Source organism: Dialister succinatiphilus YIT 11850 (assembly GCF_000242435.1).
GTDB classification, from domain to species: Bacteria; Bacillota; Negativicutes; order Veillonellales; family Dialisteraceae; genus Dialister; species Dialister succinatiphilus.
The window spans coordinates 639,688-665,605 of record NZ_JH591188.1; the positions used below are offsets into that span (position 1 = coordinate 639,688).

The following is a 25,918-nucleotide window of genomic DNA, read 5'->3' on the forward strand; positions in this document are numbered from 1 at the left end:
CGATATCGGAATGAGCGATTTTTATGGATGAATTTAACTTTATCTTTCTTGCCCTGGGCTTCCTCATGACGATCTGGAGCTGGATGGCAGTCAAAAAGAAGGCGCCTGAGCGGCACTATCCCCTGTGGTATCGGGGCCTGCAGCTCTTCTGCATGGCAGTGATTCTGGCGCCCTGTATTCTGATTACTGTTTCTGAGGGGGAAAATCAAAACCTTTCTCTTTTTCTCTATGCCCAGGCAGCCGCTTTTGCCATTCTCCTTTTTCTGGATGGCGCAAAATCCCGGTTTGGCAGAGCGGTGTCTGATGGCAGATGCGGGGATGGAAAGGGCATGATTCTGTTTTTGGGTGCAGCTGTCACGGTTCTTATGTGGGCAGCTTTTGTTTATATGCTGAGGTGATATGAAATGGGAAATCAGACGGTCATTCTTGCCTGCCCTACACTGGCAGGAGAACTGAAAGAAGCGATGAAAGAGGCTCAGTCAGACAGTGTGGTCTATTTCATGCCGCCCGGTCTTCACCGGGACCCCAAGGTGCTTCATCATTATGTGCAGGATAAGATCGATCATTTTTACAATGTATCAAAAATCGTGGTGTGCACCACAGGCTGCGGCGGAGGAAATATAGGAATCGCCGCGTCTTCGGCGCCTCTGGTATATCCGAAAACCAGGGATTGCATCGATATCCTTCTTTCCGGAGACAGCCTGGCCGATTTGAAGCGGGATATGCATGGCGTTTTTCTTACGGAAAGTTGGATGGAGTTCATGAAGGAATCCTCCATTGATATGGAAAAGCTGGAGAAAAAGATGGGCCGAGACGAAGCTCATGGGTATCTGAAGAAGCTTTATGCGCCAATTCATGATTTTTATATTATTGATACCGGCTGCTATGATGTGGAGCCGGTGAAGAAGTACATCGAGCCTATGGTGGACCTGCTCAAAGCAGATCTTCATATGGTTCATGGCGGTTATGGTATTTTGCGGAAGATGGCTAAGGGAACCTTTGACGACGATTTCTTTGTGGTTCCTAAGGGGGAAAAGGTAAAGCCTGGTTCTTTTCCTGCAAACTTTTAATTAAGGAGGATGTCCATGGCATAAGACAATTTCATGGACCTGGACTTCCTGGCTCTTTTACGCAGGAAACTTTTTTCATAAAAAAGGAAAAGTTTCAAAAAGGGTTTGGGAAAATCGGCCTGTATACTATGATTCTCTTTCATTTTCTCCCGTTTTTACCCATAAATGACAAAAGTCATCATTCCCTTGACAAAAAGGCGGATGGTGGGTATACTAATTAAGTAACTTACGTGCGGCCCGGTGGTGTAGTGGTCTAACATGCCGCCCTGTCACGGCGGAGATCGTCAGTTCAAATCTGATCCGGGTCGCCAGTGCGGAAGTAGCTCAGTGGTAGAGCACAACCTTGCCAAGGTTGGGGTCGCGGGTTCGAGTCCCGTTTTCCGCTCCATATGGCGGCATAGCCAAGCGGTAAGGCAGAGGTCTGCAAAACCTTTATCCCCAGTTCGATTCTGGGTGCCGCCTCCATATTTTAACTATTATAATCTTCATATATACCTGCCGGGGTGGCGGAACTGGCAGACGCAAGGGACTTAAAATCCCTCGAATCGTGAGATTCGTACCGGTTCGATTCCGGTCCTCGGCACCACATGATGATTCAGCTGGAACTTCAGGTTCCGGCTTTTTTAGTGTCTGGAGATGGGAGAGAAGTAAGAAAGACAGCCGGATGCTTTGCCTGCCGCTTCCCTGAACCTGAATCTTTTGAACTTTTTCCCTCCTATGGTATAATACATACATGCTGGGGGAGTCAGTGGACTGAGAGGATGAAATCCGACCCTTTGAACTTGATGCGGTTTATACCGACGTAAGGAAGCAGGAAATCTGTTTGTTCAAAGCCCGCTATGGCGGGCTTTTTTTCATGGGAGGAATCATGACACAGCTGGAAGCGGCAAGACAGGGAATCATAACGAAGGAAATGGAAACGGCAGCCCGGGATGAAGGGGTGCCGGCAGAATATATCCGGCAGGGAGTGGCAGAAGGAACCATTGTCATTCCTGCCAATATATACCACAAATCTCTTCATCCCTATGCCATCGGCAAGGGACTTCGCACAAAGATGAATGTGAATCTGGGCATTTCGGAAGATGTGTGCAATTATGAAACGGAGCAGGTAAAGGCGAAGCTGGCCTGGGAAATGAAGGCAGAAGCCATTATGGACCTGTCCTGCTATGGAGAGACGGCACCTTTCCGGGAATGGCTGGTGAAGAACAGCCCTGCCGCCATTGGTACGGTACCTATGTATGATGTAAAGGGCGTGCTCCATAAGGGGCTGAAAGACATGACTGCTGATGATTTATTTTCCGTGGTGGAACGGCATGCCAAAGACGGCGTGGATTTCATGACCATCCATGCAGGACTGAATCGGGAGACTGCAAAGCACATTATGCGGAACAAGCGGATTACCAATCTGGTTTCCCGGGGCGGTTCCATCCTTTTTGCCTGGATGTACATGCACGGGAAGGAAAATCCTTTCTATGAACAGTTTGACCGGCTTCTGGAACTTCTGCGGAAATACGATGTAACCCTGTCTTTAGGAGACGGCTGCCGCAGCGGCAGCGGCCATGATTCCACCGATGCCATCCAGATTTCCGAACTGATTAATCTGGGCGAACTGGTGCTCCGTGCCCGCAGGGCTGGTGTGCAGGTCATGGTGGAAGGCCCGGGCCATATGCCTATTTCCGATGTGCGCATGAATGTGGAAGTGGCCAAGAAGCTGACCCATGGGGCGCCTCTGTATGTGCTGGGGCCCATTGTTACCGATGTAGCACCGGGCTATGACCACATTACCGCCGCCATTGGCGGGGCTCTTTCTGCATCCTGCGGCGCCGATTTTCTCTGCTATGTGACTCCGGCAGAACATCTCCGTCTCCCCGATGTGGACGATGTGCATGAAGGCATTGTGGCGTCCAAAATCGCCTGCCATGCCGCTGACCTGGCAAAGGGCGTGAAGGGTGCTGCCCTGTGGGATGAAAAAATGTCCTGGGCCAGAAGAAAGGTGGACTTCAAAGAAATGATTCCGCTGGCCATCGATCCTGCCAAGGCCAGAAGGTATCGGGAAAGCAGCAAACCGGAAGATGAATTTACCTGTACCATGTGCGGTTCCATGTGCCCCATGAAGACACTGGATGAAATCCTGAATAATCGGAATCCGGAAGATGATCCTTTCGAGAAAAAATAAAAAAGCCCAGCCTTCCATTGGATAGGCGTCCATATAAAAAGGGGTGTTCCTTAAAAGGAGCCCCTTTTTTGTATCTAATGGACCAGGATACTGATGGGCTGCTGGAGCCTGCTTTGATAAGACTTTTATGTACCGCCTCCTGGGATTCCCTGCCTGCAGTCTCCTTTCTTCCGTTTGAATCCTTTCTGCTCCTTTTGACCATGATATAATAAAGAAAAGGAAAAATTTCATGCGAAGGAGGCAGGGCCATGTTTATATCCCATATGCTGGTGGAAAATTACCGTACCTTCCGTCATGTGGAGCTTCACTTTGACAGCCGGGTAAATTATATTGTGGGGGATAATAATATCGGGAAAAGTAATTTTCTGACACTTCTGAAATTCATTACCCACGGATATGGTTTCAAAGAAAATGATTTTCTGGAGCCCGATAAGCCCATCAGGGTACAAATCACCCTGTCATCGGAGGATGACGGGCTGAAGGATACAGCCCATCTGGAGCTTCGGCAGCATGTGCGGCAGGTGGTGCCCCGCCTTTATAATCTGGATAATGGAGAAGAGCTGCCTCTGGAGTATACGCGGTGCCTCTTTTATATCGATTTCGCCCTGGATGAAGTACCCAGAAAAATGATTTCCGAGGAAGACATTGCGAAAACCATTTCCATTTTTGAAGGGTACCTTTCCGGCGGGCCCGAGGTGATTGAAGAGGTAGAAAATCTGCTGAACCAGAAGGGCTTCCATCTTTCCCTGCCCAAAGAGGATGCCCGCAAGGCTACCCTGGTTCTGTTCAATGAAATTTTCCGTTCCATTGCCATTGGTACGTCCTATGATTCCACCATGAAACTCATGATTGCCGTAGGGGTATCGCTTCTTATCAAGATGATTCGGAAAAAGGAAAGCCGGGCCATTTCCTTTGAAAACATGATTGTGACTGACAGCAGAGGGCGCCGTTTCCTTCCGGTGACTGTAAGCATTGATGAACCGGAGCTGCATCTCCATCCCTATCTGCAGCGGGCCATGCTGGCTTTCTGCCGCTCCATCTTGAATAATGAAGAGCCTTTTTTCCTGAAACTGGTGCAGACCATACTGGGCGTGGATGGGCTGAGAGGGCAGCTTTTTGTGGTCACCCATTCTACAGACTCCCTGGTCAACGATTATCGGCAGATTATCCGCATTTACTGGGACGACAGGAAAAAGGTGCAGGCTGCCTGCGGTGCTTCTTTCCACTTTGACAGGGAAATCGAGAAGCATCTGATCATGCATTTCCCCGAAGTGAAGGAAGCTCTTTATTCCAAGTGCACAATCCTGGTGGAAGGGGAGACGGAATACGGCTCCTTTGGCTATTTCGCAAAGACTCTGGGCGTTAATTTCGACTATCACGGCATATGCCTCATCAATGCCCGGGGAGAAAGTTCCATTTCCAAAATTGCCCAGCTGGTACGGCGTTTCCATATACCGGCAGTCTGTCTCTACGACAGGGATGTCATGGGGACAACCCGGCAGTCGCCCTATGTGTTTTTTACTGATTTCATCTGCTATGAAATGGATGTGGTGAAGTCCTGTCTTGCCCATCGGGGACGAAAGGCGCTGGACCAGGTTATCGGTGACATGGAGGACGCCGGCGATGCGGTAAATACATCCCTCATTAAAAAAGCAGGCGCCAAGCTGGGCCTGCCCAAGGGTTACTATCCTCCGGTGAAGCTGAAAAATATCAATCCAAGAAATCGGGAGGCCCTGGAGTTCTACTATTTCGCCTGGCTTTATGGAAATAAAGGGGTCATCATTGGAAGGACTTTGGGAAAGAGTCTGGGAAAAGAGCTGATTCCGCCTGCTTTTGCCCGGGTGATCCAGGCGGCTGTCCGCCTCTCCTGCGGAAGCAGCGAAAAATGATGAAAGCTCTATCAGGTGTTCAGGCGTCAGAAAGCACTGATTCATTCAGAAAGTTTTCTCATAAGAATTATATGCACTGCTTTGTCATGGGACTTTCTGCATAGCCTGCGGTCCTGTTTATCCCGCTTCCTGCATGGCATTAAAAATTCAGGAATAAAGGCAGACCTTGATGGAATCAGTATTTGCTCGAGAAAGGGAAAAACGGCGGCGAACTCATCGCCACGACTCGGAGAGGCGAAGAGCTCAATGATTTGCCACCCTTTACATAGTGTGGTATAATCAAACCGTAAGTGTGTGTATAGAGTTTCCTGTAGAGTGAGCTTCGGCTCACTCTTTCTTATATTAAGGATAAGGAGGGCATATGGCGCGCAGGGATGTGGAAGAAGCAGTGGAAAAACTGCTGGAGCCTGGCCTGGAGAGAGAGGGCCTGGAACTTGTGGATGTGGAATATGTGCGGGAAAGAAATTGGATTCTCCGCATTTACATTGACAAGGAAGGCGGCGTGGATCTGAATGACTGCCAGACTGTGAGCGAGAAAGCAGGCATGCTTCTGGATGAGGCGGATTTGATTCCTGACAATTACATGCTGGAGGTTTCTTCGCCCGGCCTTGACCGTGTGCTGAAGAAGGATAAAGATTTTATCCGTTATACCGGTGAGGATGTGGATGTGAAGCTCTTTGCTCCTTTGGAAGGGAAGAAGGGCGTGAAATCATTTACGGCCAAACTGCTGGGGCTTGCTGAGGACGGCGCTCTTTTTCTGAAAACGGAAGAGGGAGAGATTTCTTTAAGCAGAGATAAAATTTCGCAGGTTAGACTGCATTTTTCATTTTGATTCCGGGAGGAAATGGACATCGTGAATTTAGATTTAATCGAAGCAATCAAGGGCCTGGTGAAGGCAAAGAAGGTCGATGAGAAAATCGTTTTTGACGCACTGGAAATGGTGCTGCTCACTGCCTACAAGAAGGAAACCGGCAGCAATGCCAAGTCCTCTGTTACACTGAACAGGGAAACCGGGGATTACCATATTTATGAAGAAAAAATGGTGGTAGAAGAAATTGATCCCGACTCTGAAAATGCAGTGAATGAAATTTCCGTGGAAGATGCCAAGAAGATTGACAAGTCCTATGAAGCAGGAGACATGCTCCGCATCGAAGTGACACCGAAGAACTTCGGCCGTGTGGCTGCCCAGACCGCCAAGCAGGTGATGATTCAGAAACTTCGTGAAGCAGAAAGAGGATCTATTTATGATGAATTCTCCGGCCGCGAGGGCGATGTGATTACCGGCACCGTGAAATGGAGCGAATCCCGCACAATTTTCGTAGATCTGGGCCGTGTGGAAGGCATCCTTCCCTATGCGGAACAGATTGAAGGGGAAGAATTCCATCCCAATGATAAAATCAAATGCTACGTACTGGAAGTCAGAAAGACCACCAAGGGACCGGAAATCATCCTTTCCAGAACCCATCCGGGACTTCTGAAGCGGCTTTTTGAACTGGAGGTTCCTGAAATTTACAGCGGCACTGTGGAAATCAAGAGCGTGGTCCGTGAAGCAGGCTCCCGCTCTAAAATTGCCGTTTATGCCATGGACCCCAAGGTGGATCCCGTTGGTGCCTGCGTAGGACCCAAGGGCCAGAGGGTACAGAACATTGTAAACGAGCTTCATGATGAAAAAATCGATATCGTCCGCTGGGATGAAGATCCTGCCGTGTATATTGCCAATGCCCTTTCCCCGGCCAAGGTCATTTCCGTTTCCGTGTGGGAAGAGGAAAAATCCTCCTACGTCATTGTTCCTGATTACCAGCTGTCTCTGGCCATTGGTAAGGCAGGCCAGAATGCAAGGCTGGCAGCAAAGCTGACAAACTGGAAGATCGATATTAAGAGCGAAACCCAGGCGAAGGAAGAAGGATTCGGACAGGCCGCTGAGGAAGAAGATGATGATATCCTGGGAGATATTGAAGCCGGCGGCGAGGCTGAGGAGGAAACCAAAGAATGAAGGTAAAGAAGATTCCCATGCGCATGTGCGTGGGCTGCAAGGAATTGAAGCCGAAGAAAGAACTCCTCCGCATCGTAGTACTCCCTACCGGGGTAATCGAAGTGGACAGGACAGGCAAGAAATCGGGACGCGGCGTGTATGTGTGCGACAGCATGGACTGTTTCAACAAAGCCTATGAAAATCACGGCCTGGAAAAATCCCTGAAGCGTCCGGTGTCCAAGGATGTGTATGAAGCACTGAAAGCACAGATTGAAAATGGATGAGCCGATTTACAGGATGCTTGGCCTTTGCATGAAAGCAGGCAGACTGCTTTCCGGGAATGAACAGGTGTCGGAAGGACTTAAGAAAGGACAGGGCGTCCTGCTGATTGTTACAGAAGACAGCTCCCCGCGGACAAAGGATGAATATATAAAAGCTGCTGAAAGATACCATATTTCCTCCAAAATCTTTGGAGAAAAGGAAAGGCTGGGACAGGCCCTGGGCAAAGGGGTCAGGACGGCAGCACTGATTACAGATAAAGGATTCGGCAGGGCAATTGCAGAAAAGATTGACCACCGGAAATCATAAAGGTTGGGAGGCTGCTTATGCAGAAGAAAAAGAGAGTCTATGAATTAGCCAGACAGTATGGCAAAACAGATAAAGAGGTGCTGGATGTACTGAAAAGTCACAATGTGGATGTGACCAGCAGACTGAGCGGCGTAGATGACAATGGCTGCGCCATTTTGGAAAAGGCCTTTGCTGCAAAGAAGAGACCGGCTAAAAGGCCGCCTATGCGCACTGTCCGCTTTGATCACGAGGGCCGTCCTACGGACCGGAAGAAACAGGAAACAGGACGAAAATCCTATTCTTCCTTTGAAGTGCCGGAAGAACCGAAACCGGCTCCTGCTCCTAAGGCGGAAGTGTCCGTAAAGGCTGCTCCCAAAGCAGAAAATAAAGAAGTCAAAGCGCCGGCTCGGGAAGAAGCCAAACAGGCACCGAAGACGGAAAAGCGGGAAAACCGCCCGAGAGATGACCGCCAGAACCGTCAGAGAGACGGCAGAAACGACCGCCAGGGCAGAAATGACAGAAACGACCATGGTGGACGGGACGGCAGAAACCGCAGCGAAAACGGAAGATCTTCCAGAAACGGGGAACGCAGCGAGAACAGAAATGACAGACGGGACAGGAATGACCGCTCCCGCCAGGACAGGAAGCCGGCTGAAAGAAACAGCCGCTCTGCTCCTGTGGAAGAAGCACCGGCTGCTGTACAGAGAAGAGAAAAACCGGCCAAGAAGAAATCCAAGAAGGATTGGGAAAGAAGCCGCAGAGAAAAGGAAGGCGGTTCTCTGATGGCCCGTTCCCTGAACCAGACCAGAAAGAAAAAGCATATGGCTGAAAAGAAAGCTGCCTCCTATCCTACAGAAGTGGAACTGCCGCCCAGTGTGACAGTGAAGGAACTGGCAGAGCTCTTTGGCCGCGAAGTCAGTGAAATCATTAAACATCTGATGATGGACGGCGTCATGGCTACCATCAACCAGAATCTGGACCGGGATACCATCGAAATTCTGGCAGAAGAATTCGGCGTAACTCTGAAGGAAGCAGAAGCGGCAGCAGATCCCACCGAATACACCCCGGCTCCTGATGATCCCCGTTTCCTGAAGCCCAGACCGGCAGTGGTTACCATTATGGGCCACGTAGACCACGGCAAGACCACACTGCTGGATGCTCTGCGCCAGACCAATGTGGCCATGCACGAAGCCGGCGGCATTACCCAGCGTATCGGTGCTTACCAGATTCGCTACAAGGGACACAAGATTACATTCCTGGATACCCCGGGTCATGAAGCTTTCACGGCCATGCGCTCCAGAGGTGCCCAGATTACGGATATTGCAGTGCTCATCGTGGCAGCAGATGACGGCGTTATGCCTCAGACCATTGAAGCTATCCACCACGCCAAGAATGCAGGCGTGCCCATTATGGTAGCAATCAACAAGATTGATAAGCCCGGTGCCAACCCTGACCGTATCAAGGAAGAACTGTCCAAGGAAGGCCTGCTGGCTGAAGACTGGGGCGGCGATGTCATTATGACCCCTATTTCTGCCAAGAAGAAAATCGGCCTGGATGACCTTCTGGAAAACATCCTCCTGGTGGCTGAAATGCAGGAACTGAAAGCCAACCCGAACCGCGAAGCCTACGGCGTAGTTGTAGAAGCCCAGCTGGATAAGGGCCGCGGCCCTGTGATGAGCGTGCTGGTACAGAACGGCACCCTTCATGTAGGCGACGGCATCCTGGCAGGCAAGAGCTGGGGCCGTGTCCGTGCCATGACCAATGAAAACGGCAGGAAGCTGAAAAATGCAGAACCTTCCGCACCGGCTGAAATCCTGGGTATGGACAGCGTGCCGGAAGCAGGGGACCATTTCTATGTAATGGATGAAAAGAAGGCCAGAGCCATTGCTGAACTCCGGGCTTCCAGAGCCAAGGAAGAAGAACAGCGGAACGTACAGAAAGTGACCCTGGACAACATCTTCGAAAAGATTAAGGAAGGGGAAATGAAGGAACTGGATATCATCATCAAGGCTGATGTCCAGGGTTCCGTAGAAGCACTGGTACAGTCCCTCCAGGGCATTAAGAGTGAAGAAGTCCGTATTTCCATCGTTCATTCCGCCGTAGGCGCCATCAATGAATCCGATGTCATGCTGGCTTCCGCTTCCCACGCCCTCATTATCGGCTTCAATGTCCGCCCTGATGCCAATGCCCGGGCTATGGCCGAAAAAGACGGCGTAGATATCAGGCTTTACCGCGTCATTTACGACTGCATCGATGATGTGAAAGCCGCTATGGCCGGTATGCTTTCGCCTACCATTCGCGAAGTGCTCCTGGGACATGCAGAAGTACGCCAGGTCATTCATACACCGAAAGTTATTGTTGCCGGTTCCTACGTACAGGACGGCAAGATTACCAGCAACTGTCAGCTCCGCCTGATTCGTGACGGCATCGTCATCCACGAAGGCAAGATCAATTCCCTCCGCCGTTTCAAGGATGATGTGAAAGAAGTGGCTGCCGGCTTTGAATGCGGCATTTCCATCGACAGCTACCGTGATGTGAAGGAAGGGGACCAGCTGGAAGCCTTCGAACTGAAGGAAGAAGCTGCTGAACTGAAGTAAGGACACGCCCTTCGGGCGTGAGGATTGACAGGCCTTGCGGCCTGAGGTTTGACGCCTGCTGCGCAGGCGAAGGGGCTTAAGTTTGACGCGCCTCTGGCGTGCACAGCGAACATGATTTGAAGGAGCAAAGCGACGCACAAATCATAGTGAGTCGTTTCCCCTTTAGGGGCGAGGGTTGTGGTGGGCGGATTCGCCGCCGGTTTTAATAAAATAACTGCAACCGGGTTTCATCCGGGAAAAGCAGGCCAGCCGCGAAGCGGTATATAAAAAGTTCATCGCCGCCTCTGGCGGCGATACCTCAACCCTCGGGCCCACAGGGCCCGTCAAACTTAAGAACCTTAAGAACCCTCGGGGCGAAGCCCCATCAACTGACCCTTCTGAACCCGGGGCAGCAAGGCCCCACACATATAATGATTTCATCGTATCCGCCTTTATCCAACTGCATAGAAGGCGGATATTTTTATAAAAACGTGAGGTGAGACCCATGTCTGAATTACGAGTACGAAAAATCCAGGAATTTATTAAGCAGGAAGTGAGCAATATGCTCCTTCATGATTTAAAAGACCCCCGCATCGGTTTTGTGACGGTGACGGGAGTAGAAGTGACCGGTGATCTTCGGGAAGCCAGGATCTTTGTGTCCCTCTTCGGAAGCGATGAGGAAAAGGCGGCTTCCCTGGAAGCGCTGAACAAAGGAAAGGGCTTTGTACGCCGGGAACTGGGACAGCGGCTGAAGATTTACTACACGCCGGAAATTTCCTTCGCCGAAGATACATCCCTGGATTATGGCATGCACATTGACGGCCTTTTGAAGAAAATTCACAAGGAGGAAAACAAATGAGCCTTGCCCTGAATCATGCAAAGGAAATCGGCAAGAAGGAAGCCTGGGATTTCCTCATGTCCCATCACCGTTTCCTTCTGGTAGGCCACGAGCATCCCGATGGAGATGATGTAGGTTCCATCTGTGCTCTCCACAACGTGCTGGTTAAGCTGGGAAAGGAAGCGGATATGCTGCTGCCGGACCCGGTGCCCCATGTGTACCGCCTTATCAAAACGGCTGCCCTGGTGCATACGGAAATGCCGGAGGGAAAGGACTATGACGCCCTGGTGTTTACGGATCTGGGAAATCTGGAACGCGGCGGAAATTTTAATTTCCCTGATGTGGACAGCCTCTGCATTGACCATCATCGGTCCAACGAGCATTACACCGACTATCTCTACCTCCAGTACAAATACGCTGCTACGGCGGAAATGCTGGCGGAAATGTTCTTCGATGCCGGTATTTCCATGGACGAGGACACCTGCAATGCCCTGTACATGGCTATCGGCACCGACAGCGGCTTCTTCAAATTCTCCTGCACCTCTGCCCATACCCTCCTGATGGCCAGCAAACTGGTGGCCATGGGAGCCAAGCCGGACTACATTGCCAACAGGCTGGATGAAAAGACCGAGGAAGCCATGAAATGCTATCAGCTGGTGGCAGGTACGGTGCATTCCTATGATGATGGAAAAATCGTCATCGCCTATATGGGAAAGGAAGCCATGGAGCTGGATGGCGAAAATTCGGATTACTATGCCTCCATTCCCCGCTGCATCAAAGGCTGCCAGATTGCGGCACTGTTCAAGTACAAAGGGGAAAAGGAAACAAGGATTTCCCTTCGCTCTACAGAACATGCCAATGTGGGAGATCTGGCAGCTGAATTTGGCGGTGGCGGCCACTGGAAGGCTTCGGGCTGCACCATTCATGAAAGTTTTTCTGACGCAGAGCCCCTCTTTGTGAAAGCAGCGGAGAAATATCTCTGATGGACGGCGTTATCAATGTGGTAAAGCCGAAGGACTGGACTTCCTTTGATGTGATTGCCAAACTGCGCCGTATATATCACCAGAAAAAAATAGGGCATGGCGGCACGCTGGACCCCATGGCGGAAGGAGTGCTTCCCGTATTTCTCGGAAGGGCTGCCAGGCTCATCGAATACGCCCCTATCCATACCAAAACCTATGAGGCCAGCTTCCGCATGGGGCTTGCCACCGACACCGAAGACATGACCGGACAGGTGGTGGAAGAAGGCCCCCTGCCGGAGGACCTTTCTGTCTTTGAAAGGGCAGCGGAAAAATTCCGGGGGCCCATCATGCAGGTGCCTTCCAGCTATTCTGCCCTTAAAATCAAAGGAGAGCGGGCCTATAAACTGGCCAGGGAAGGAAAGAAAGTAGACATTCCTGCCCGTCCCGTGACGATTTACAAGCTGGAAATCACAGACATAGCGCCGCCCTTCCTTTCCATAACCGTCACCTGCTCGGCCGGTACCTATATCCGTGCACTGGGGCGGGATTTGGGAAGGGAGGCAGGCTGCCTTTTGACCATGAGCAGCCTTACCAGAACGGAAATGGGGCCTTTTACCCTGCAGGATGCCTGGATGCTGGAAGATATAGAAAAGGATCCGGAGGGGGCCGTAATCAAAGACCTCCATCCCATTCTGTCCGACCTTCCGGCACTGGAGCTTTCTGAAAAGGAAGGAACCGATTTTCTTCAGGGGAAAAGACTCCGCTGCCGGGAAGGAGACAGGGAAGCGGCGGCCGTTTTTCAGGGATCCCGTTTCCTTGGTATCGCTTCTGTTTCCAGGGGCATCATTCATCCGAAAAAAGTGTTTTCCTGAGGCTTTTATGGAAATCTATCATTCATGGGAAGAACTTCCCACAAATAAAAAATTCGTGCTGGCCATGGGCTTCTTCGACGGCTGCCACAGGGGCCATGAGGAAGTGCTGCGCCTGGCCCGGGAACTGGCAGATAAGGAAGGCGCCATACCCGGCGTCCTCACCTTCTGGCCCCATCCCATGGCCGTCCTTGCACCGAAGGTGCAGGTGCCTCTTCTCCAGAGCAGGGAAGAAAAGGCGAAATCCATGGAAAAAGCGGGCATGGCTTTTGCCCTCTTTCTTAAACCTGATGAGAAATTCCTCAACGAGGAGCCCGAAGAATTTCTGGAAAAGCTGGAAAGCCTTCCCGGCCTGTCCGGCCTTGCGGCAGGGGAAAATTTCACCTTCGGCAGACAGGCCAAAGGAAACAGCCGTCTGTTGAAAGAGTGGTCCCGCTTAAAAAAGATACCGGTCTCTGTGGCCGGTCTTACAGAGGAAGAGGGGAAAACCGTTTCCAGCACTGCCATCAGGCAGCTCATCCAGCAGGGACAGATGAAAGAAGCCGCCTGCCTTCTGGGAAGGAACTATACCCTTCAGGGCGACGTGGTCCATGGCTTTCACCGGGGCCATGATATTCTAGGCTTTCCTACGGCTAACCTGTCTTTTGCGGAAGACCGGGTGCTTCCCAAAGACGGTGTCTATGCCACCTTTGCCCTGATTGGTGGAAGAAAGTATCCTTCTATTACCAACATAGGGAAAAATCCTACCTTTGAAGGGAAACAAAGGACCATAGAAACCTTCATATTCCACTTCGACAGCAATATCTATGGAAAATCCTTCACCCTGGAATGGGTGGAAAGAATCCGCGGCGAAATCCGCTTTCCCTCGCCGGAAGCACTGGCGGCGCAGATTCAGAAGGATATACAGAGGGCGGAGAAGATACTAGAGAGAAGGTAGACGTCAGACGGCCAGCACTGATGATAAAGAAATTACGTAACCCTGGCTATAGACTCATGGAGCTGTGAAAAAGGTAAATCATTTTTTCACAGCTTCTTTTATTTTGCGATATACAGCACAGCAGGTACAAATGCCAGTCCTCTGACGCCATATCCCACACCGGAGAGGACGCTTTTTCTACTTTTTTACAATTTTTACTGTCTTCCCTCTTTACTTTCTTACTTTAGCGTGGTAATGTATTAACCATAAGAAAGAGAGGAGGGTGCAAATGGCTCGTACAATGGATGACCTGAAAATGGTCCATGAAGAAGAAATGAAGAATTACGACCGCATTGAGAGCGCTGTGGTTTCCGTCATGCGGCGGCACGGGTGCAAGATTATCCAGACTCCCACCTTTGAGGATTATGATACCTACGGCACCTATTTTCCCCAGCTCCAGCGGGAGATGATAAAGACCATAGGGCCCGACGGCGAGGTGCTGGTCATGCGGCCGGATGTGACGGTGCCTCTGGTGAAGACGGTGGCCCGGGAGTATCCGGATCCGTCCCAGCTTTTGAAGTTTGGTTATGTGTCCATGGTGTTCCGTGAATATTATGGAAAGTCCACCCATGGGAAATATTTCCTCCAGAGCGGCGTGGAAGTGCTGGGCGATGAGACGCCGGAGTGTGACGGCGAGGTCATGGTCATGGCAGCGGAGTTTTTAAAGTCCGTGGGCATCCGGGATATGCGGATCGACCTGGGCACTGTGGCCTATATGGACGCCCTTTTCGATGAGCTCCATCTGACAAAGGAGCAGCTGTCCCAGGTGCGGGAATATATGGAGAAGAGAAATCTGGTGGCCTTTGATGGTTTGGTTGACGGGCTTCCTATTACGAAAATCCAGCGGGATGTACTGCTGGAGCTGCCGCGGCTCTTTGGGGATTATGAATCTACTTTGAAGCGGGCAGAAGGGCTGTGCCTGAATCACGGCATGATGGAGGCTCTCAGCCGTCTTCAGAAGGTCTACGAATACCTGGATGTAGCAGGCTACAGTGATTCCGTGCAGCTTGATTTTGCCTTTACTTCCCACATGGGTTATTATACGGACATGGTGTTTAAAATTTATGCTGACGGAGCCCTGTACTCCCTGATCAGCGGCGGCCGTTATGATTCGCTGGCCGCCCAGTTCCAGGTGCCTCGTCCGGCCTGCGGCTTTGGCCTTAACATGAACCTTCTTTACGAGGTCATGGCAGAAGAGGATCTGCTGGAGGAAATGGTTCCTTCCTGTGATCTGGCTGTGGTGTATGAGGAAGCGGACAGAGATTTGATCCTGACTCTGATGGACTGGAGGCATAAAGGATACTCCGTCCTTGGAGTGAGCCGGAAGAACCGCATTATCCCCGGCGATTACCGCATGATAGCTTCCTATGAGAAAGGCTCTTTCCTTATGGGGGAAGAGGCACTGTCTAAAGAGGAAATGGAAAGAAAACTGGGAGGATTTTGATATGCTTCATATAGCTCTCGCCAAAGGGCGTATTGCCAGGAAAGTGATGAAAAGCCTGTCTGATGGAGGATATCAGTTCCCCGATTATTCCGATGACAGCAGAAAATTAATTTTTACCGATAAGGAAGGCCGCATCCGGGTGACTCTGGTAAAGTCACCGGATGTGGCGGTCTATGTCAGGCGTGGTGCCGCTGATGCCGGCATTGTTGGCAAGGATGTACTCATGGAAGACGGGGAAGAGGATGTCTATGAAATCCTTGACCTGGGTATCGGCAAATGCCGCATGGCTGTGTCCGGTATCAAGGGGAAAAGGGATGTGATGAATAAACGCATCCTCACGGTGGCTTCCAAATATCCCTCCATTGCAAGGAAGTACTTTGCCGGCCGTTTCCAGCCCATTGATATCATCAAGCTGAACGGCTCTGTGGAGCTGGCTCCTCTGGTGGGACTCTCCGATGTGATTGTGGATATTGTGGAAACAGGCACGACCCTCCGTGAAAATGGCCTGGAGGCCTACGATTATTTTATGGATTTCTCCGCCCGTCTCATCTGCAACAAGGTTTCCTTCAAGATGAAACAGGATGAATTGAATCAGTTCATACAGGTGGTCAAAAAGGATTGACCACAGAAAGAAGGCATAGAAATGGAATGGATTGAAGTACCGGAAAAAGGGCTGACCCTCCGTGAAGTGAGGACCATGACTAATAGAAATGTGAATCTCTCTGATGATTTGGAAAAATCAGTGTCCGCCATCCTCGCTCAGGTGAAGGAGGGGGGAGATGAAGCCATTCGGGCACTCACAAAGAAATTTGACGGTGTAGACCTTACGGACTTCCGGGTGAGTGAGTCGGAAATCGAAGAGGCAGTCAAGGCTGTAGGTCCTGAATTCCTCGCCGTATTAAAGGAAGCAAAGGGAAATATTGAAGCATTCCACCGTGAGCAGGTCAGGAAATCCTGGTCCAAAACCTTCCGGGACGGCGTGGAACTGGGAGAACGGTTTCTTCCCATCCAGAGGGTAGGCGTTTACGTTCCCGGCGGCCGGGCTGCCTATCCTTCCACGGTGCTTATGGATACGGTACCGGCCATGGTGGCAGGCTGCCCATCCGTGGCCATGGCTACTCCGCCCGGTAAAGACGGAAAAGTGAATCCCAATATTCTGGCTGCAGCCTATGTGGCCGGTGTGAAGGAAATCTACAAGGTCGGCGGTGCTCAGGGCATCGGTATGCTGGCTTACGGCACGGAAACGGTGGAGCCTGTATTTAAAATCGTAGGACCCGGCAACGCTTTCGTAGCCATGGCCAAACGCCTTGTTTTCGGTACGGTAGGCATTGATATGATTGCCGGCCCCTCAGAAGTATGCTGCGTGGCTGATGGCAGCGCCAATCCGAAGTGGATTGCAGCCGATTTACTCTCCCAGGCCGAACATGATCCCCGGGCTGCCGTATTCCTCATTACACCGGACAAAGACTTCGGCCTGGCGGTGCAGAAGGAAATGGAAAAACAGATGAAAGAGCTTTCCCGCTATGAAATCATGAAGAGCTCCGTGGACCAGTACGCCAAGGCTTTCCTTTGCAAAGATGCAGAACAGTGCTTTGATATCGTCAATAAGATTGCGCCGGAGCATCTGGAAGTAGAGCTGCCGGATCCGAAAAAATACCTGCCCCTTATTTATAATGCCGGTGCCATTTTCCTCGGCAAATACACTTCTGAACCAATCGGGGACTACATGGCGGGCCCCAACCATACACTGCCCACCTCCGGTACCGCTGCTTTCTCCTCGCCCCTTGGGGTTTATGATTTTGTAAAACACAGCAGTGTGGAATGCTACAGTGAGGAAGCGTTCCGTAAAATTTCCAAGAAAGTGCAGCTCTTTGCCAAAGCAGAAGGGCTTACCGCTCATGCTCATGCGATGGAGGTACGTGATGAAGACTGAATGGCTTAGGAATACAATTAAAGATTTTGAACCCTACTATGTGGCTCCTATTGCAGAAAAATACGTGATTAATGCCAATGAAAACTATTTCAACGTTCTTTCCATTCCATCCCTGAAAAAGAAACTGGTGGAAGCGCTGGATACCTTTAAACCCCAGATTTACCCGAAACCCATGGCTGACGACCTTCGAAAAGCTCTGGCGGAATACACCGGCCAGGCTCCGGAAAACATCATCTGCGGCAACGGCGGCGATGAGATGATTACCTACCTTCTGGGCACATTCCTGAACCCCGGCGATACCATCCTGGTTCATACGCCAACTTTTGACATGTACGAACTGGGAGCAGAAACCCTGGGGGCCCGCACCATCAAAGTGAGGGACCTGGCAGGCTATCGCCGGGACAAGGAAGGCATTCTGGAAGCGGTTAAGAAATACCAGCCGAAAGTCACAGTCATCTGCAACCCCAATAACCCTACCGGCGACCTGCTGCCGGCCTCCTTTATCGAAGAAGTGCTGAAGGCGGCTGACAATCTTGTTTTCGTGGACGAAGCGTACATGGAATTTGCCCAGAAGGAAAGCGTGCTGCCTTTAATCAAAAAATATCCGAACCTGGTAGTGCTCCGCACCCTGTCCAAAGCCTTTGGCCTGGCAGGCATGCGCTGCGGCTATCTGGCAGCTGATAAGGAAATCATCGATGCCATCGGCAAAATCAAGGCGCCCTACAACCTCAATGCCTTTACTCAGCTCTTTGCGCCCATCGTACTGAAACACAGGGAGGAAATTCTTAGGGTGAGAGATGACATTGTGAAGGAACGGAACCGCCTTTTCGATGAACTGGTGAAAATTCCCGGCCTCACCGTATATCCATCCTGCACCAATTTCCTTCTGGTCCAGGTGGAAAGCAAACATGAAGAAATTTTCAAAGCCCTGAAAGCCAAAGACATTCTGGTGAAGATTTACCGGAACAGCGGAGAGCTCCCCAATGCCTACCGCATTACTGTGACCACCAGGGATGTGGATGATGCCCTCCTTGAAGTATTTCGGAAGGAGCTTTCATGAGACAGGCAGAGATTCATAGAAAAACAGGGGAGACAGACATTGCCATTTCCCTTGTCATCGATGGAGAAGGGCGCTTTGAGGGAACCACGGGTATCGGTTTCTTCGACCACATGATGAACCTCCTTGCCTGTCACAGCGGCATGGATATTTCCCTCTCCTGCCGGGGAGACCTGGAAGTGGACAACCATCATACCATTGAAGACCTGGGCATTGCCCTGGGCACCGTGTTCCTCAAAGCGCTGGGAGATAAGAAGGGCATCCGCCGCTACGGCGCCTTCTTCTGCCCCATGGATGAGACACTGTCCCGCATTGTGCTGGACCTTTCCGGGCGGCCCTATTTCGTGTACGATGTGAAAATCCCGGTGGAGCGGATCGGCACCTTTGAAACGGAAATGACCAGAGAATTCTTCCTGGCCTTTGCCATGCACGGTATGATGAACCTGCACATGGCCTGCCTTTATGGCGAAAACGGTCATCACATTGTGGAATCCCTTTTCAAGGGGCTGGGCCATGCACTGAAGGAAGCGGTTACCGTGGAAGGCGGCAGGGTATTATCGACCAAAGGAGTGCTCTGATGAAAACAGCCATTATCGATTATGACGCAGGCAATCTGGCCAATGTGGTCCGGGCGGCGGAAAGGGCCGGCCTTTCTGTGGAAGTGACAAGAAATCCGGAAGTTATCCGAAGCGCCAAATCCCTCATCCTGCCTGGCGTTGGTGCCATGAAGGATGCTATGGAGCATCTGGATGGCTACGGTTTGTCTGGCCTTATCCGGGAAGAAGTGAAAAATGGAAAAAAGCTGGCCGGCATATGCCTGGGCATGCAGGCGCTCTATGAAGTCTCTGAGGAGAATGGACATATTCCTGCCCTGGGCCTTCTTCCCGGCCGGATTGTCCATTTTCCGGAAGGGAAATTAAAAGTGCCCCATATGGGATGGAATGAACTGGTCATTCACCGGCCCCACGAAGTGCTGGAAGGCCTGCCCCTTCATTCCTATGTATATTTCGTCCATTCTTACTACAAGACACCGGGAGATACGGAAGACGTCATTGCATCTGCCGATTATGGTGTCACCGTACCGGCTGTGGTGGGAAAGGACAATGTATTGGGATTCCAGTTCCACCCTGAAAAATCGGGCTCTGTAGGGATGGCCATCTGGGATCGTTTAGCAAAGTGGTTGATGAAATGAAAATATTTCCAGCAATAGATATAGAAGATGGGCACTGCGTGCGTCTGCAGCAGGGAAAAAAAGAAAACCTTACCGTTTACGGCGATGATCCGGTGAAAATGGCGCTGAAATGGCAGGAAGAAGGGGCCAAAGCCCTTCATGTGGTGGATCTGGACGGTGCTTTCAAAGGGGACGGCGTCAATAAGGAAATCATCCGAAAAATGTGTGAAGTCCTCACCATCCCACTGGAAGTGGGCGGCGGTATTCGCAATGAAAAGGCCATTAAAGACTACCTGGACATGGGGGTGTACCGGGTCATTATCGGATCCAAAGCCGCTGCTTCCCCTTACTTTGCCATTCAGGCCGCCAAAACTTTTGGCGCTGATCATATTGCCGTATCTATAGATGCCAAGGGAGACGAAGTGGCTACCCACGGCTGGGTGGACGGCAGCAGCCGCAAGGTCATGACCTTTGCAGAAACACTCCTGACCCACGGCGTGAATACGCTGATTTATACGGACATCAGCCGGGACGGCATGCTTTCCGGTCCGAACTTCGACATGATGAAAAAACTTCAGGCTCTGGAAGGCATCCACCTGATTGCTTCCGGCGGCGTCTCCGGCGCAGAAGATCTCCGGAAACTGTCTGCCATGGGAGTGTACGGAGCCATTACAGGCAAAGCCCTCTATGAGGGAAAAGTAACTATGGAAGAAATTTGGGAAATCCAGGAATAAGGGAACCGCAACCGGAGCCACTGCGTGCTTCGGTTGACGCCTGCTGCGCAGGCGAGGGTTGACATCCGCTGCGCGGATGAAGGGGCGTAAGTTTGACGACCCTCCGGGCCGAGGGTTGTGGATTGCTTTGTGGGAAATGAGTATAAATTCAGCGTTACGGCCTTACCTTCCCGCCCTCACAGTCATTCTGAGCCGCAGGCGAAGAATCTTGGTACGTGCAGCGTTTGAATCAAAAGGCATTAAACAGTAGTCGGCGGGAAGGAACCGCTTTGCGAAATTTATACTCATTTTTCGACAGGGCAGTCCACACCCTTCGGGCCCCAGAGGCCCGTCAAACCTAAGAACCCTCCGGCCACAGGCCGGTCAATCTTAAGAACCTTTTTCCAGCCCCCTCTGAATCCGGGGCTGCGAGGCATCCCCTGTTTTTCTAAAACGCAAAGGAGCAAACTATGCTTGCAAAAAGAATCATTCCCTGTCTGGACGTGAATCATGGCAGGGTGGTCAAAGGAAAACAATTTCATCACCTGCAGGACGTAGATGATCCTGTGGCTTTAGGAAAGTACTACTCCGACTCCGGCGCTGATGAACTTGTCTTTTATGACATTACCGCAACCCACGAAGGGCGGGAAACCTTTGTGGACACTGTGAAAGCCATTGCGGAAGAGCTGACCATCCCCTTTACCGTAGGGGGAGGCATTCGCAAAGCTGACGATTTCCGCACCATGCTGCTGGCTGGTGCCGACAAGGTATCTGTCAACTCTGCCGCCGTCATGCATCCGGAAATCATCAGGGAAAGTGCCGAGCGTTTTGGAAACCAGTGCGTGGTTCTTTCCATCGACGGTAAACGGAACGACCAGGGCGGATGGGACGTGTACATCGAAGGCGGACGGAAAAACACCGGTATTTCCGTATTGGAATGGGCCAGGAAAGGCATGGAGCTGGGGGCTGGAGAAATCTGCATGAACTCCATCGACACCGATGGGGAGAAAAAGGGGTATGACCTGGAACTCATGCACACCCTGTCAGAGCAGCTTTCTATCCCTGTTATTGCCTCCGGCGGCGCAGGGAAAATGGAAGATTTCCTGGAAGCTTTTGAAGCAGGCTCTGATGCGGCCCTGGCAGCGTCGGTCTTTCACTTCGGCGAAATTGCCATTCCCGATTTAAAAAAATATTTGGCAGCCCACGGCATTCCCGTGCGGATATAAGGAGGATTTATGGAGTCAGTAGACATCGGAAATATAAAATTTGATGAAAAGGGACTGGTGCCGGCAGTGGTGCAGGATGCCAGAAGCGGCGAAGTGCTCATGGTGGCCTATATGAATGCCGAATCTCTGGCCAAAACGGTGGAAAGCGGCGACACCTGGTTCTTCAGCCGCAGCCGCCAGAAACTGTGGCACAAAGGCGAAGAGTCAGGCCATTTCCAGCATGTCAAGCGCATTTACGTGGACTGCGATGCCGACACTCTGGTAGTGGAGGCCATTCCGGAAGGCCCTGCCTGCCATACAGGAAACCGCAGCTGCTTCTATCGGAGCCTTGCCCAGTGGGATAATACAAAAGCGAAAGGAAGCCTCACCATCCTTCATACACTCTTTGAAGAAATCAAAGACCGCAGAATTCATCCCCAGGAAAAATCCTATACCAATTACCTCCAAAAGGAAGGTAAGAATAAAATCGACAAAAAAATAGGCGAGGAAGCTTCTGAAGTCATTATTGCTGATCAGCACGAAGATAAGGAAGAAATCATAGATGAATCCTGCGATCTCCTCTACCATCTCTTCGTCCTCTGGGAAAATGCCGGCGTAGATCTTTACGACATCATGCAAAAACTGGAAGAGCGGGATGAGAAAAAAGGAAATAAAAAAGTAGTAGGCCATCTGGATAAGACCTTCTGATGCCGCCGGTGTGAGCATCAGGGCGGCAGGCCCTTTGGGGCCTGAAGTTTGACATCTGCTGCGCGGAGGACGAGATTTAAGTTGGACATGACTTCAGCGCGTGGCTTGCAGCAGCTGCCATATCATCATTTCGACGAAAGCGCTTCGAAGTGGAGAAATCTCATTCCAAAGTGAGGAAGCTCCATGGCGGCGGGAGCTCTCGGCTCAGAATCCTTTGCCCTGATGCTGACATTGAATGCCGCTGGAAATGACAATGGGGCGAGTCACTTACTGTCATTAAACTCAAATAAAGACATCAAAAAGGGGCCGTGAAAAAAATTTCCATTTTTTTCACAGCCCCTTTTCGATGTACAGATTTTACAGAGCAAATACTTGGAATGGCATGGCCAGGTCTGTTTCCGATGCAGCAGCTCTCTCTACATGGCAGGGATGGTCAAAGACCATGATACGGCGGTTTTCTCTGTTAAATTTCGGCCATGAGGGCATGCCCTCTGCAGCGGGCATGCCTTTTTTTATAAAGGCAGTAAAGGCGCCGTGCATTTCTTCTTTCAGCTCTTCATGGGCAGGCGAGTGGTCCACATCGTGGATGACAGAGCCCATACTCATGAGGAACTGGGGTTCAGAAGCATGGCAGGCTTTATAAGCCTGCCGGTCCCAGTCCAGTCGGTAGAGATAGACGTCCTGCCCTGCGTCAGAAGCGGTTTCCGCCATGTCTATGTCGCCGGCGCGGTAAATGTATTCTGTCAGGAAGTGGACGAAACGCTGATGGAAGTTTTCGTCTTTGGGAATTTTTCTGTAGTTTTTCATAACGATGGGTGCCCGATTGCCGAAGAGTTTTTCTGCTAGCCCTTCATCCATGTCATGCACATGATAGATATGCCAGTAGAGATTTGTTTCATCTTTGTTTGTTCCCATGAGAAGGGAAATACGCGGGCCTGTTTGCTGCCGGATCAGGGCAAGGGCGTCGTTTCCTTCAAAATTAATGCCATCAAATACAGGGCCTGCCGCATGCAGGTTGAATCCGCGGAACATGGGAGCCTGGGCTTTTAAAATGGCTTCCCAGGGCATGGTGAGGATTTCATGGGCCCTGTCTTTCGTAAGACCTGCATGGGCCATAAACTGATCTGTTATGCACCGGGCGGTATGTACATCTCGAATGCACTGCACGGCGCCGCTGCAAAGGATGGCTTTTTGAAACAGTCCCCTGGCTTTTTTCATGATAGTCAGGGCACCGCAGAGCTTGGCACCGGCGCTTTGGCCCATAATGGTTACATTATCCGGGTCGCCGCCAAAGGAAGCAATGTTCTTCCGCACCCAGCGGAGGGCCTCGATAATATCCAGAAGGCCGCTGTTTCCGGACTGTCGGTATGCATCTCCCAGATAACCGGACATATCCATAAATCCCAGGGCTCCAAGGCGGTAATTCATATTGACAACCACCATGCCTTCTCTGGCAAAGGAAGGGGGATTGATGCCTGCTGTGGCAGATCCTTTCTGAAAGGCGCCGCCGTGAATCCAGCAGAGCACGGGAAGCTTTCCCATCGTATTAGGGGTGGTCACATTTAAATAAAGACAGTCTTCATCCAGGGTCTCTTCTTTTTTCAGAAAAGTAAGTCCCGGTACATAGAGCTGAGGCGCAGCATGGCCCAGTTTTCTGCAGGAACGGATTCCTGTCCAGGGTTCTGCCAGTTCTGTGGGCATAAAGCGAAGGGCACCTACCGGCGGCTTGGCGTAGGGAATACCCAGAAACTGATGTATGCCCTGGATTTCCATGCCTTCCATGGCTCCGCAGGGTGCTTTGATTATCATATTTCCTCCTTGATAAAATGATATAAAACAGGAAAATGGTTTATTCTATAAGAAATCCTTTCAGAGGAGAGAGATAGGTGCTCGTTTTTTCTTGCTTTGCAAAAAAGACTGTGGGGGAAAAGGGATGCCCCTCTTTCCTCACAGTCCTTTAGACAAGTATGGATGCAGCAATTGTTTTTTTGTCAGGGAATGACTAGATGTGAACAGCCATCTGTTTAGGAAATCCCATGACGAAGCAATAGATAAGAACAGACTTGTAAATGAGTCCGTGCTTTCTTTGGAAATCCTTATTTATCCATCCGTTTCAAATGATTGGAATTGTTTTTATCATCCCACCATACGATACCCTTCGTATCGGAAAGCACATCCCGGTGGAAGAGAGGTACCCGGATGCCTTTTTTCAGCTGCTTTTCATAATCCAGAAGGCAGGCCCGGGCCTGGGGGAAAAGAAGAATAATGGCGCTTACGTTGGTTAAGACCATAAAGGCCATGAAGAGGTCCGCCAGGTTCCACACAAGGGGCAGATCCGCAATGGAACCCCAGAAAATCATGACAGCAATGAGAAGGCGGAAGAGGTTCAGCGGCCATTTTTTATGGGTGAGATGGCCGATGTTGATTTCCCCGTAATAATAATTTCCAATAAGGGAAGTGAAGGCAAAGAGGAAAATGAGGAAGGAAACGGCTTTCGGAGCGCCGCTGCCGAAGTACTGGGACATGTCCCACTGAATCAGTTCGATGCCGGTCAGGCCGGTGGCGCTGTAGTCTCCTGTAAGAAGAACGATGAAAGCAGAAGCGGAGCAGATGAAAAGGGTATCTACATACACGCCGAAGGCCTGGATGAGGCCCTGCACCACCGGATGGGTGGCATCTGCAGTGGCTGCTGCATTTGGTACGGAACCTTCGCCGGCTTCGTTGGAGAAAAGCCCTCTCTTGAATCCGGTGAGCACAGCAGCGCCCATGCCGCCGCCAAATACTGCCTGCCAGTCGAAGGCATCCCGGAGGATAATGTAGAACACATGGGGCATTTCGGTAATATTATAGAGCATAATGCCCAGAGCAACCACGATGTAAATGCCTGCCATAATAGGCACCATCCATTCTGTCACCCGGGCCACCCGGCCCATGCCGCCGCAGATGACCAGCATAGCCAGCACAGTAACCACGCCGCCTACCATCATACGGTCCAGACCCAGTGCATGGTTCAGGGCCAGGGAAATGGTATTGGACTGTACGGAATTATAAATCATACCGTAGGTGACGGAAATCAGAATGGCAAAGAGGGCAGCCCAGATACGGTGGCCGAGGCCGTTCTTCAGATAATAGGCAGGACCGCCGCGGAAGCCGTTGCCGTCTTCTCTTGGCACCTTATAAAGCTGGGCCAGGGTAGATTCCACAAAGCCCGTGGCGGAACCGATGACCGCAATAAACCACATCCAGAAAATAGCGCCGGGACCGCCGGATACGATGGCAATGGCGATGCCTGCAATGTTGCCCACCCCTACGCGGGAGGCGGTGCTGACACAGAAAGCCTGGAAAGGAGAAACCTCATTTCCCTCGGTCTTCCGGCCGGCCGTATGGGCTATGAGCTGGAACATCCGTCCGAAGTAACGAATCTGTACAGCCCTGGTGCGGACAGTAAAATAGAAGCCTGCTCCCACCAGCAGGGCGATGATAACAGATGACCATAAAAATCCGTTAATGGTGGAAATCAGTTGATTCAGTGATTCCATATTTCCTCCTTGAAATGAAAGCTACGCATACATAATTATTATAATATGATTTCCAGATTTAGACAATTCAAAAAATATGACTGGAAAGGGGAAAATCAAAAGGAGTGATGACCCCTAGGGGAGGCAAAGGTGACTTGGCGCTCTTTGCATTTATTCCAAAGATTTGTCCAAATGCAATTCCCCGATAAAACAGCTCTCCTCTTGGGCTGAAATCCCCCGATTTCCGGTATTTTCAGAGGATATTTCCCACCGA

Annotated in this window: 24 protein-coding genes, 4 tRNA genes and 1 riboswitch; of the genes, 26 read left to right on the forward strand and 2 right to left on the reverse strand. The window is 50.9% G+C overall.

Translation table 11 applies throughout. The features are described from left to right. Positions 1-23: 23 nt before the first annotated feature. The 26 genes from HMPREF9453_RS08365 (at position 24) to hisIE (ending at position 22,126) form a co-directional block, all read left to right on the forward strand. Entirely contained in the window at positions 24-398 is a 375-nt protein-coding gene (locus HMPREF9453_RS08365; RefSeq protein WP_008860115.1) for a hypothetical protein, read from the forward strand. A 6-nt stretch (positions 399-404) separates the two neighbouring features. Then, a complete protein-coding gene (locus HMPREF9453_RS08370; protein WP_008860116.1) occupies positions 405-1,070 on the forward strand; it encodes a DUF1638 domain-containing protein in 666 nt (221 codons plus the stop codon). Positions 1,071-1,304: 234 nt separating this feature from the next. After that, positions 1,305-1,381: transfer RNA gene (locus HMPREF9453_RS08375), tRNA-Asp, on the forward strand. Positions 1,382-1,383: 2 nt separating this feature from the next. Then, positions 1,384-1,458: transfer RNA gene (locus HMPREF9453_RS08380), tRNA-Gly, on the forward strand. Positions 1,459-1,461: 3 nt separating this feature from the next. Continuing rightward, positions 1,462-1,535 (forward strand) — tRNA-Cys (locus HMPREF9453_RS08385). 32 nt (positions 1,536-1,567) lie between these two features. After that, a tRNA-Leu gene (locus HMPREF9453_RS08390) sits at positions 1,568-1,656 on the forward strand. 142 nt (positions 1,657-1,798) lie between these two features. Further along, positions 1,799-1,896: riboswitch (TPP riboswitch) on the forward strand. Positions 1,897-1,938: 42 nt separating this feature from the next. Next, positions 1,939-3,246, forward strand: a complete 1,308-nt coding sequence (thiC, locus tag HMPREF9453_RS08395; RefSeq protein WP_008860117.1) for a phosphomethylpyrimidine synthase ThiC — start codon at positions 1,939-1,941, stop codon at positions 3,244-3,246. A 248-nt stretch (positions 3,247-3,494) separates the two neighbouring features. Beyond that, entirely contained in the window at positions 3,495-5,135 is a 1,641-nt protein-coding gene (locus HMPREF9453_RS08400) for an ATP-dependent nuclease (RefSeq protein ID WP_008860118.1), read from the forward strand. Positions 5,136-5,496: 361 nt separating this feature from the next. Beyond that, the gene (locus HMPREF9453_RS08405; protein ID WP_008860119.1) at positions 5,497-5,967 is read left to right on the forward strand and encodes a ribosome maturation factor RimP; all 471 of its coding nucleotides are present in this window, start codon (positions 5,497-5,499) and stop codon (positions 5,965-5,967) included. 21 nt (positions 5,968-5,988) lie between these two features. After that, a complete protein-coding gene (gene nusA / locus HMPREF9453_RS08410) occupies positions 5,989-7,128 on the forward strand; it encodes a transcription termination factor NusA (protein ID WP_040380386.1) in 1,140 nt (379 codons plus the stop codon). Further along, a complete protein-coding gene (gene rnpM / locus HMPREF9453_RS08415; RefSeq protein WP_008860121.1) occupies positions 7,125-7,391 on the forward strand; it encodes an RNase P modulator RnpM in 267 nt (88 codons plus the stop codon). The genes nusA and rnpM overlap by 4 nt, the downstream gene beginning before the upstream one ends. Before the next feature lie 13 nt (positions 7,392-7,404). Beyond that, a complete protein-coding gene (locus tag HMPREF9453_RS08420) occupies positions 7,405-7,695 on the forward strand; it encodes a L7Ae/L30e/S12e/Gadd45 family ribosomal protein (RefSeq protein WP_262359554.1) in 291 nt (96 codons plus the stop codon). A gap of 17 nt (positions 7,696-7,712) precedes the next feature. Continuing rightward, positions 7,713-10,271: a translation initiation factor IF-2 gene (gene infB / locus HMPREF9453_RS08425; RefSeq protein ID WP_008860123.1), complete on the forward strand. Its 2,559-nt coding sequence runs from the start codon at positions 7,713-7,715 to the stop codon at positions 10,269-10,271. Between the two features lie 484 nt (positions 10,272-10,755). Then, complete coding sequence (gene rbfA, locus HMPREF9453_RS08430; protein WP_008860125.1) at positions 10,756-11,109, forward strand: 30S ribosome-binding factor RbfA; 354 nt, start codon at positions 10,756-10,758, stop codon at positions 11,107-11,109. After that, positions 11,106-12,071 carry a DHH family phosphoesterase gene (locus HMPREF9453_RS08435; protein ID WP_008860126.1) on the forward strand — a complete coding sequence of 322 codons (966 nt, stop codon included), beginning with the start codon at positions 11,106-11,108 and terminating at the stop codon, positions 12,069-12,071. Before rbfA ends, HMPREF9453_RS08435 begins: the two co-directional genes overlap by 4 nt. Next, the gene (truB, locus tag HMPREF9453_RS08440; protein ID WP_008860127.1) at positions 12,071-12,922 is read left to right on the forward strand and encodes a tRNA pseudouridine(55) synthase TruB; all 852 of its coding nucleotides are present in this window, start codon (positions 12,071-12,073) and stop codon (positions 12,920-12,922) included. The genes HMPREF9453_RS08435 and truB overlap by 1 nt, the downstream gene beginning before the upstream one ends. Before the next feature lie 7 nt (positions 12,923-12,929). Continuing rightward, positions 12,930-13,856, forward strand: coding sequence for a bifunctional riboflavin kinase/FAD synthetase (locus tag HMPREF9453_RS08445; protein ID WP_008860128.1), 927 nt, complete (start codon positions 12,930-12,932; stop codon positions 13,854-13,856). Positions 13,857-14,124: 268 nt separating this feature from the next. Next, positions 14,125-15,339: an ATP phosphoribosyltransferase regulatory subunit gene (locus tag HMPREF9453_RS08450; protein ID WP_008860129.1), complete on the forward strand. Its 1,215-nt coding sequence runs from the start codon at positions 14,125-14,127 to the stop codon at positions 15,337-15,339. Position 15,340: 1 nt separating this feature from the next. Next, positions 15,341-15,961, forward strand: a complete 621-nt coding sequence (gene hisG, locus HMPREF9453_RS08455) for an ATP phosphoribosyltransferase (protein ID WP_008860130.1) — start codon at positions 15,341-15,343, stop codon at positions 15,959-15,961. Between the two features lie 21 nt (positions 15,962-15,982). After that, positions 15,983-17,272 (forward strand): histidinol dehydrogenase, encoded by a 1,290-nt coding sequence (hisD, locus tag HMPREF9453_RS08460; RefSeq protein ID WP_008860131.1) that lies wholly within the window; start codon positions 15,983-15,985, stop codon positions 17,270-17,272. After that, positions 17,262-18,332, forward strand: coding sequence for a histidinol-phosphate transaminase (gene hisC / locus HMPREF9453_RS08465; protein ID WP_008860132.1), 1,071 nt, complete (start codon positions 17,262-17,264; stop codon positions 18,330-18,332). The genes hisD and hisC overlap by 11 nt, the downstream gene beginning before the upstream one ends. Beyond that, a complete protein-coding gene (gene hisB / locus HMPREF9453_RS08470; RefSeq protein ID WP_008860133.1) occupies positions 18,329-18,907 on the forward strand; it encodes an imidazoleglycerol-phosphate dehydratase HisB in 579 nt (192 codons plus the stop codon). The genes hisC and hisB overlap by 4 nt, the downstream gene beginning before the upstream one ends. Beyond that, a complete protein-coding gene (gene hisH / locus HMPREF9453_RS08475; RefSeq protein WP_008860134.1) occupies positions 18,907-19,521 on the forward strand; it encodes an imidazole glycerol phosphate synthase subunit HisH in 615 nt (204 codons plus the stop codon). Before hisB ends, hisH begins: the two co-directional genes overlap by 1 nt. Continuing rightward, a complete protein-coding gene (hisA, locus tag HMPREF9453_RS08480) occupies positions 19,518-20,234 on the forward strand; it encodes a 1-(5-phosphoribosyl)-5-[(5-phosphoribosylamino)methylideneamino]imidazole-4-carboxamide isomerase (protein WP_008860135.1) in 717 nt (238 codons plus the stop codon). The genes hisH and hisA overlap by 4 nt, the downstream gene beginning before the upstream one ends. Before the next feature lie 449 nt (positions 20,235-20,683). Then, the gene (hisF, locus tag HMPREF9453_RS08485) at positions 20,684-21,439 is read left to right on the forward strand and encodes an imidazole glycerol phosphate synthase subunit HisF (protein WP_008860136.1); all 756 of its coding nucleotides are present in this window, start codon (positions 20,684-20,686) and stop codon (positions 21,437-21,439) included. A 9-nt stretch (positions 21,440-21,448) separates the two neighbouring features. Continuing rightward, the gene (gene hisIE / locus HMPREF9453_RS08490; RefSeq protein ID WP_008860137.1) at positions 21,449-22,126 is read left to right on the forward strand and encodes a bifunctional phosphoribosyl-AMP cyclohydrolase/phosphoribosyl-ATP diphosphatase HisIE; all 678 of its coding nucleotides are present in this window, start codon (positions 21,449-21,451) and stop codon (positions 22,124-22,126) included. 357 nt (positions 22,127-22,483) lie between these two features. Here the strand turns inward: hisIE and HMPREF9453_RS08495 are convergent, their stop codons facing one another. Beyond that, on the reverse strand, positions 22,484-23,935 hold the full coding sequence (locus tag HMPREF9453_RS08495) for a carboxylesterase/lipase family protein (protein WP_008860138.1): 1,452 nt from the start codon (positions 23,933-23,935) through the stop codon (positions 22,484-22,486). 287 nt (positions 23,936-24,222) lie between these two features. Continuing rightward, positions 24,223-25,665 (reverse strand): alanine/glycine:cation symporter family protein, encoded by a 1,443-nt coding sequence (locus HMPREF9453_RS08500; protein WP_008860139.1) that lies wholly within the window; start codon positions 25,663-25,665, stop codon positions 24,223-24,225. Positions 25,666-25,918: the final 253 nt, after the last annotated feature.

Excerpts from the sequence above, each read along its gene's own strand:
- HMPREF9453_RS08365 (WP_008860115.1), top strand. The coding sequence starts at position 24 with ATGGATGAATTTAACTTTATCTTTCTTGCCCTGGGCTTCCTCATGACG.
- HMPREF9453_RS08370 (WP_008860116.1), top strand. The coding sequence starts at position 405 with ATGGGAAATCAGACGGTCATTCTTGCCTGCCCTACACTGGCAGGAGAA.
- thiC (WP_008860117.1), top strand. The coding sequence starts at position 1,939 with ATGACACAGCTGGAAGCGGCAAGACAGGGAATCATAACGAAGGAAATG.
- HMPREF9453_RS08400 (WP_008860118.1), top strand. The coding sequence starts at position 3,495 with ATGTTTATATCCCATATGCTGGTGGAAAATTACCGTACCTTCCGTCAT.
- HMPREF9453_RS08405 (WP_008860119.1), top strand. The coding sequence starts at position 5,497 with ATGGCGCGCAGGGATGTGGAAGAAGCAGTGGAAAAACTGCTGGAGCCT.
- rnpM (WP_008860121.1), top strand. The coding sequence starts at position 7,125 with ATGAAGGTAAAGAAGATTCCCATGCGCATGTGCGTGGGCTGCAAGGAA.
- HMPREF9453_RS08420 (WP_262359554.1), top strand. The coding sequence starts at position 7,405 with ATGCTTGGCCTTTGCATGAAAGCAGGCAGACTGCTTTCCGGGAATGAA.
- infB (WP_008860123.1), top strand. The coding sequence starts at position 7,713 with ATGCAGAAGAAAAAGAGAGTCTATGAATTAGCCAGACAGTATGGCAAA.
- rbfA (WP_008860125.1), top strand. The coding sequence starts at position 10,756 with ATGTCTGAATTACGAGTACGAAAAATCCAGGAATTTATTAAGCAGGAA.
- HMPREF9453_RS08435 (WP_008860126.1), top strand. The coding sequence starts at position 11,106 with ATGAGCCTTGCCCTGAATCATGCAAAGGAAATCGGCAAGAAGGAAGCC.
- truB (WP_008860127.1), top strand. The coding sequence starts at position 12,071 with ATGGACGGCGTTATCAATGTGGTAAAGCCGAAGGACTGGACTTCCTTT.
- HMPREF9453_RS08445 (WP_008860128.1), top strand. The coding sequence starts at position 12,930 with ATGGAAATCTATCATTCATGGGAAGAACTTCCCACAAATAAAAAATTC.
- HMPREF9453_RS08450 (WP_008860129.1), top strand. The coding sequence starts at position 14,125 with ATGGCTCGTACAATGGATGACCTGAAAATGGTCCATGAAGAAGAAATG.
- hisG (WP_008860130.1), top strand. The coding sequence starts at position 15,341 with ATGCTTCATATAGCTCTCGCCAAAGGGCGTATTGCCAGGAAAGTGATG.
- hisD (WP_008860131.1), top strand. The coding sequence starts at position 15,983 with ATGGAATGGATTGAAGTACCGGAAAAAGGGCTGACCCTCCGTGAAGTG.
- hisC (WP_008860132.1), top strand. The coding sequence starts at position 17,262 with ATGAAGACTGAATGGCTTAGGAATACAATTAAAGATTTTGAACCCTAC.
- hisB (WP_008860133.1), top strand. The coding sequence starts at position 18,329 with ATGAGACAGGCAGAGATTCATAGAAAAACAGGGGAGACAGACATTGCC.
- hisH (WP_008860134.1), top strand. The coding sequence starts at position 18,907 with ATGAAAACAGCCATTATCGATTATGACGCAGGCAATCTGGCCAATGTG.
- hisA (WP_008860135.1), top strand. The coding sequence starts at position 19,518 with ATGAAAATATTTCCAGCAATAGATATAGAAGATGGGCACTGCGTGCGT.
- hisF (WP_008860136.1), top strand. The coding sequence starts at position 20,684 with ATGCTTGCAAAAAGAATCATTCCCTGTCTGGACGTGAATCATGGCAGG.
- hisIE (WP_008860137.1), top strand. The coding sequence starts at position 21,449 with ATGGAGTCAGTAGACATCGGAAATATAAAATTTGATGAAAAGGGACTG.
- HMPREF9453_RS08495 (WP_008860138.1), bottom strand. The coding sequence starts at position 23,935 with ATGATAATCAAAGCACCCTGCGGAGCCATGGAAGGCATGGAAATCCAG.
- HMPREF9453_RS08500 (WP_008860139.1), bottom strand. The coding sequence starts at position 25,665 with ATGGAATCACTGAATCAACTGATTTCCACCATTAACGGATTTTTATGG.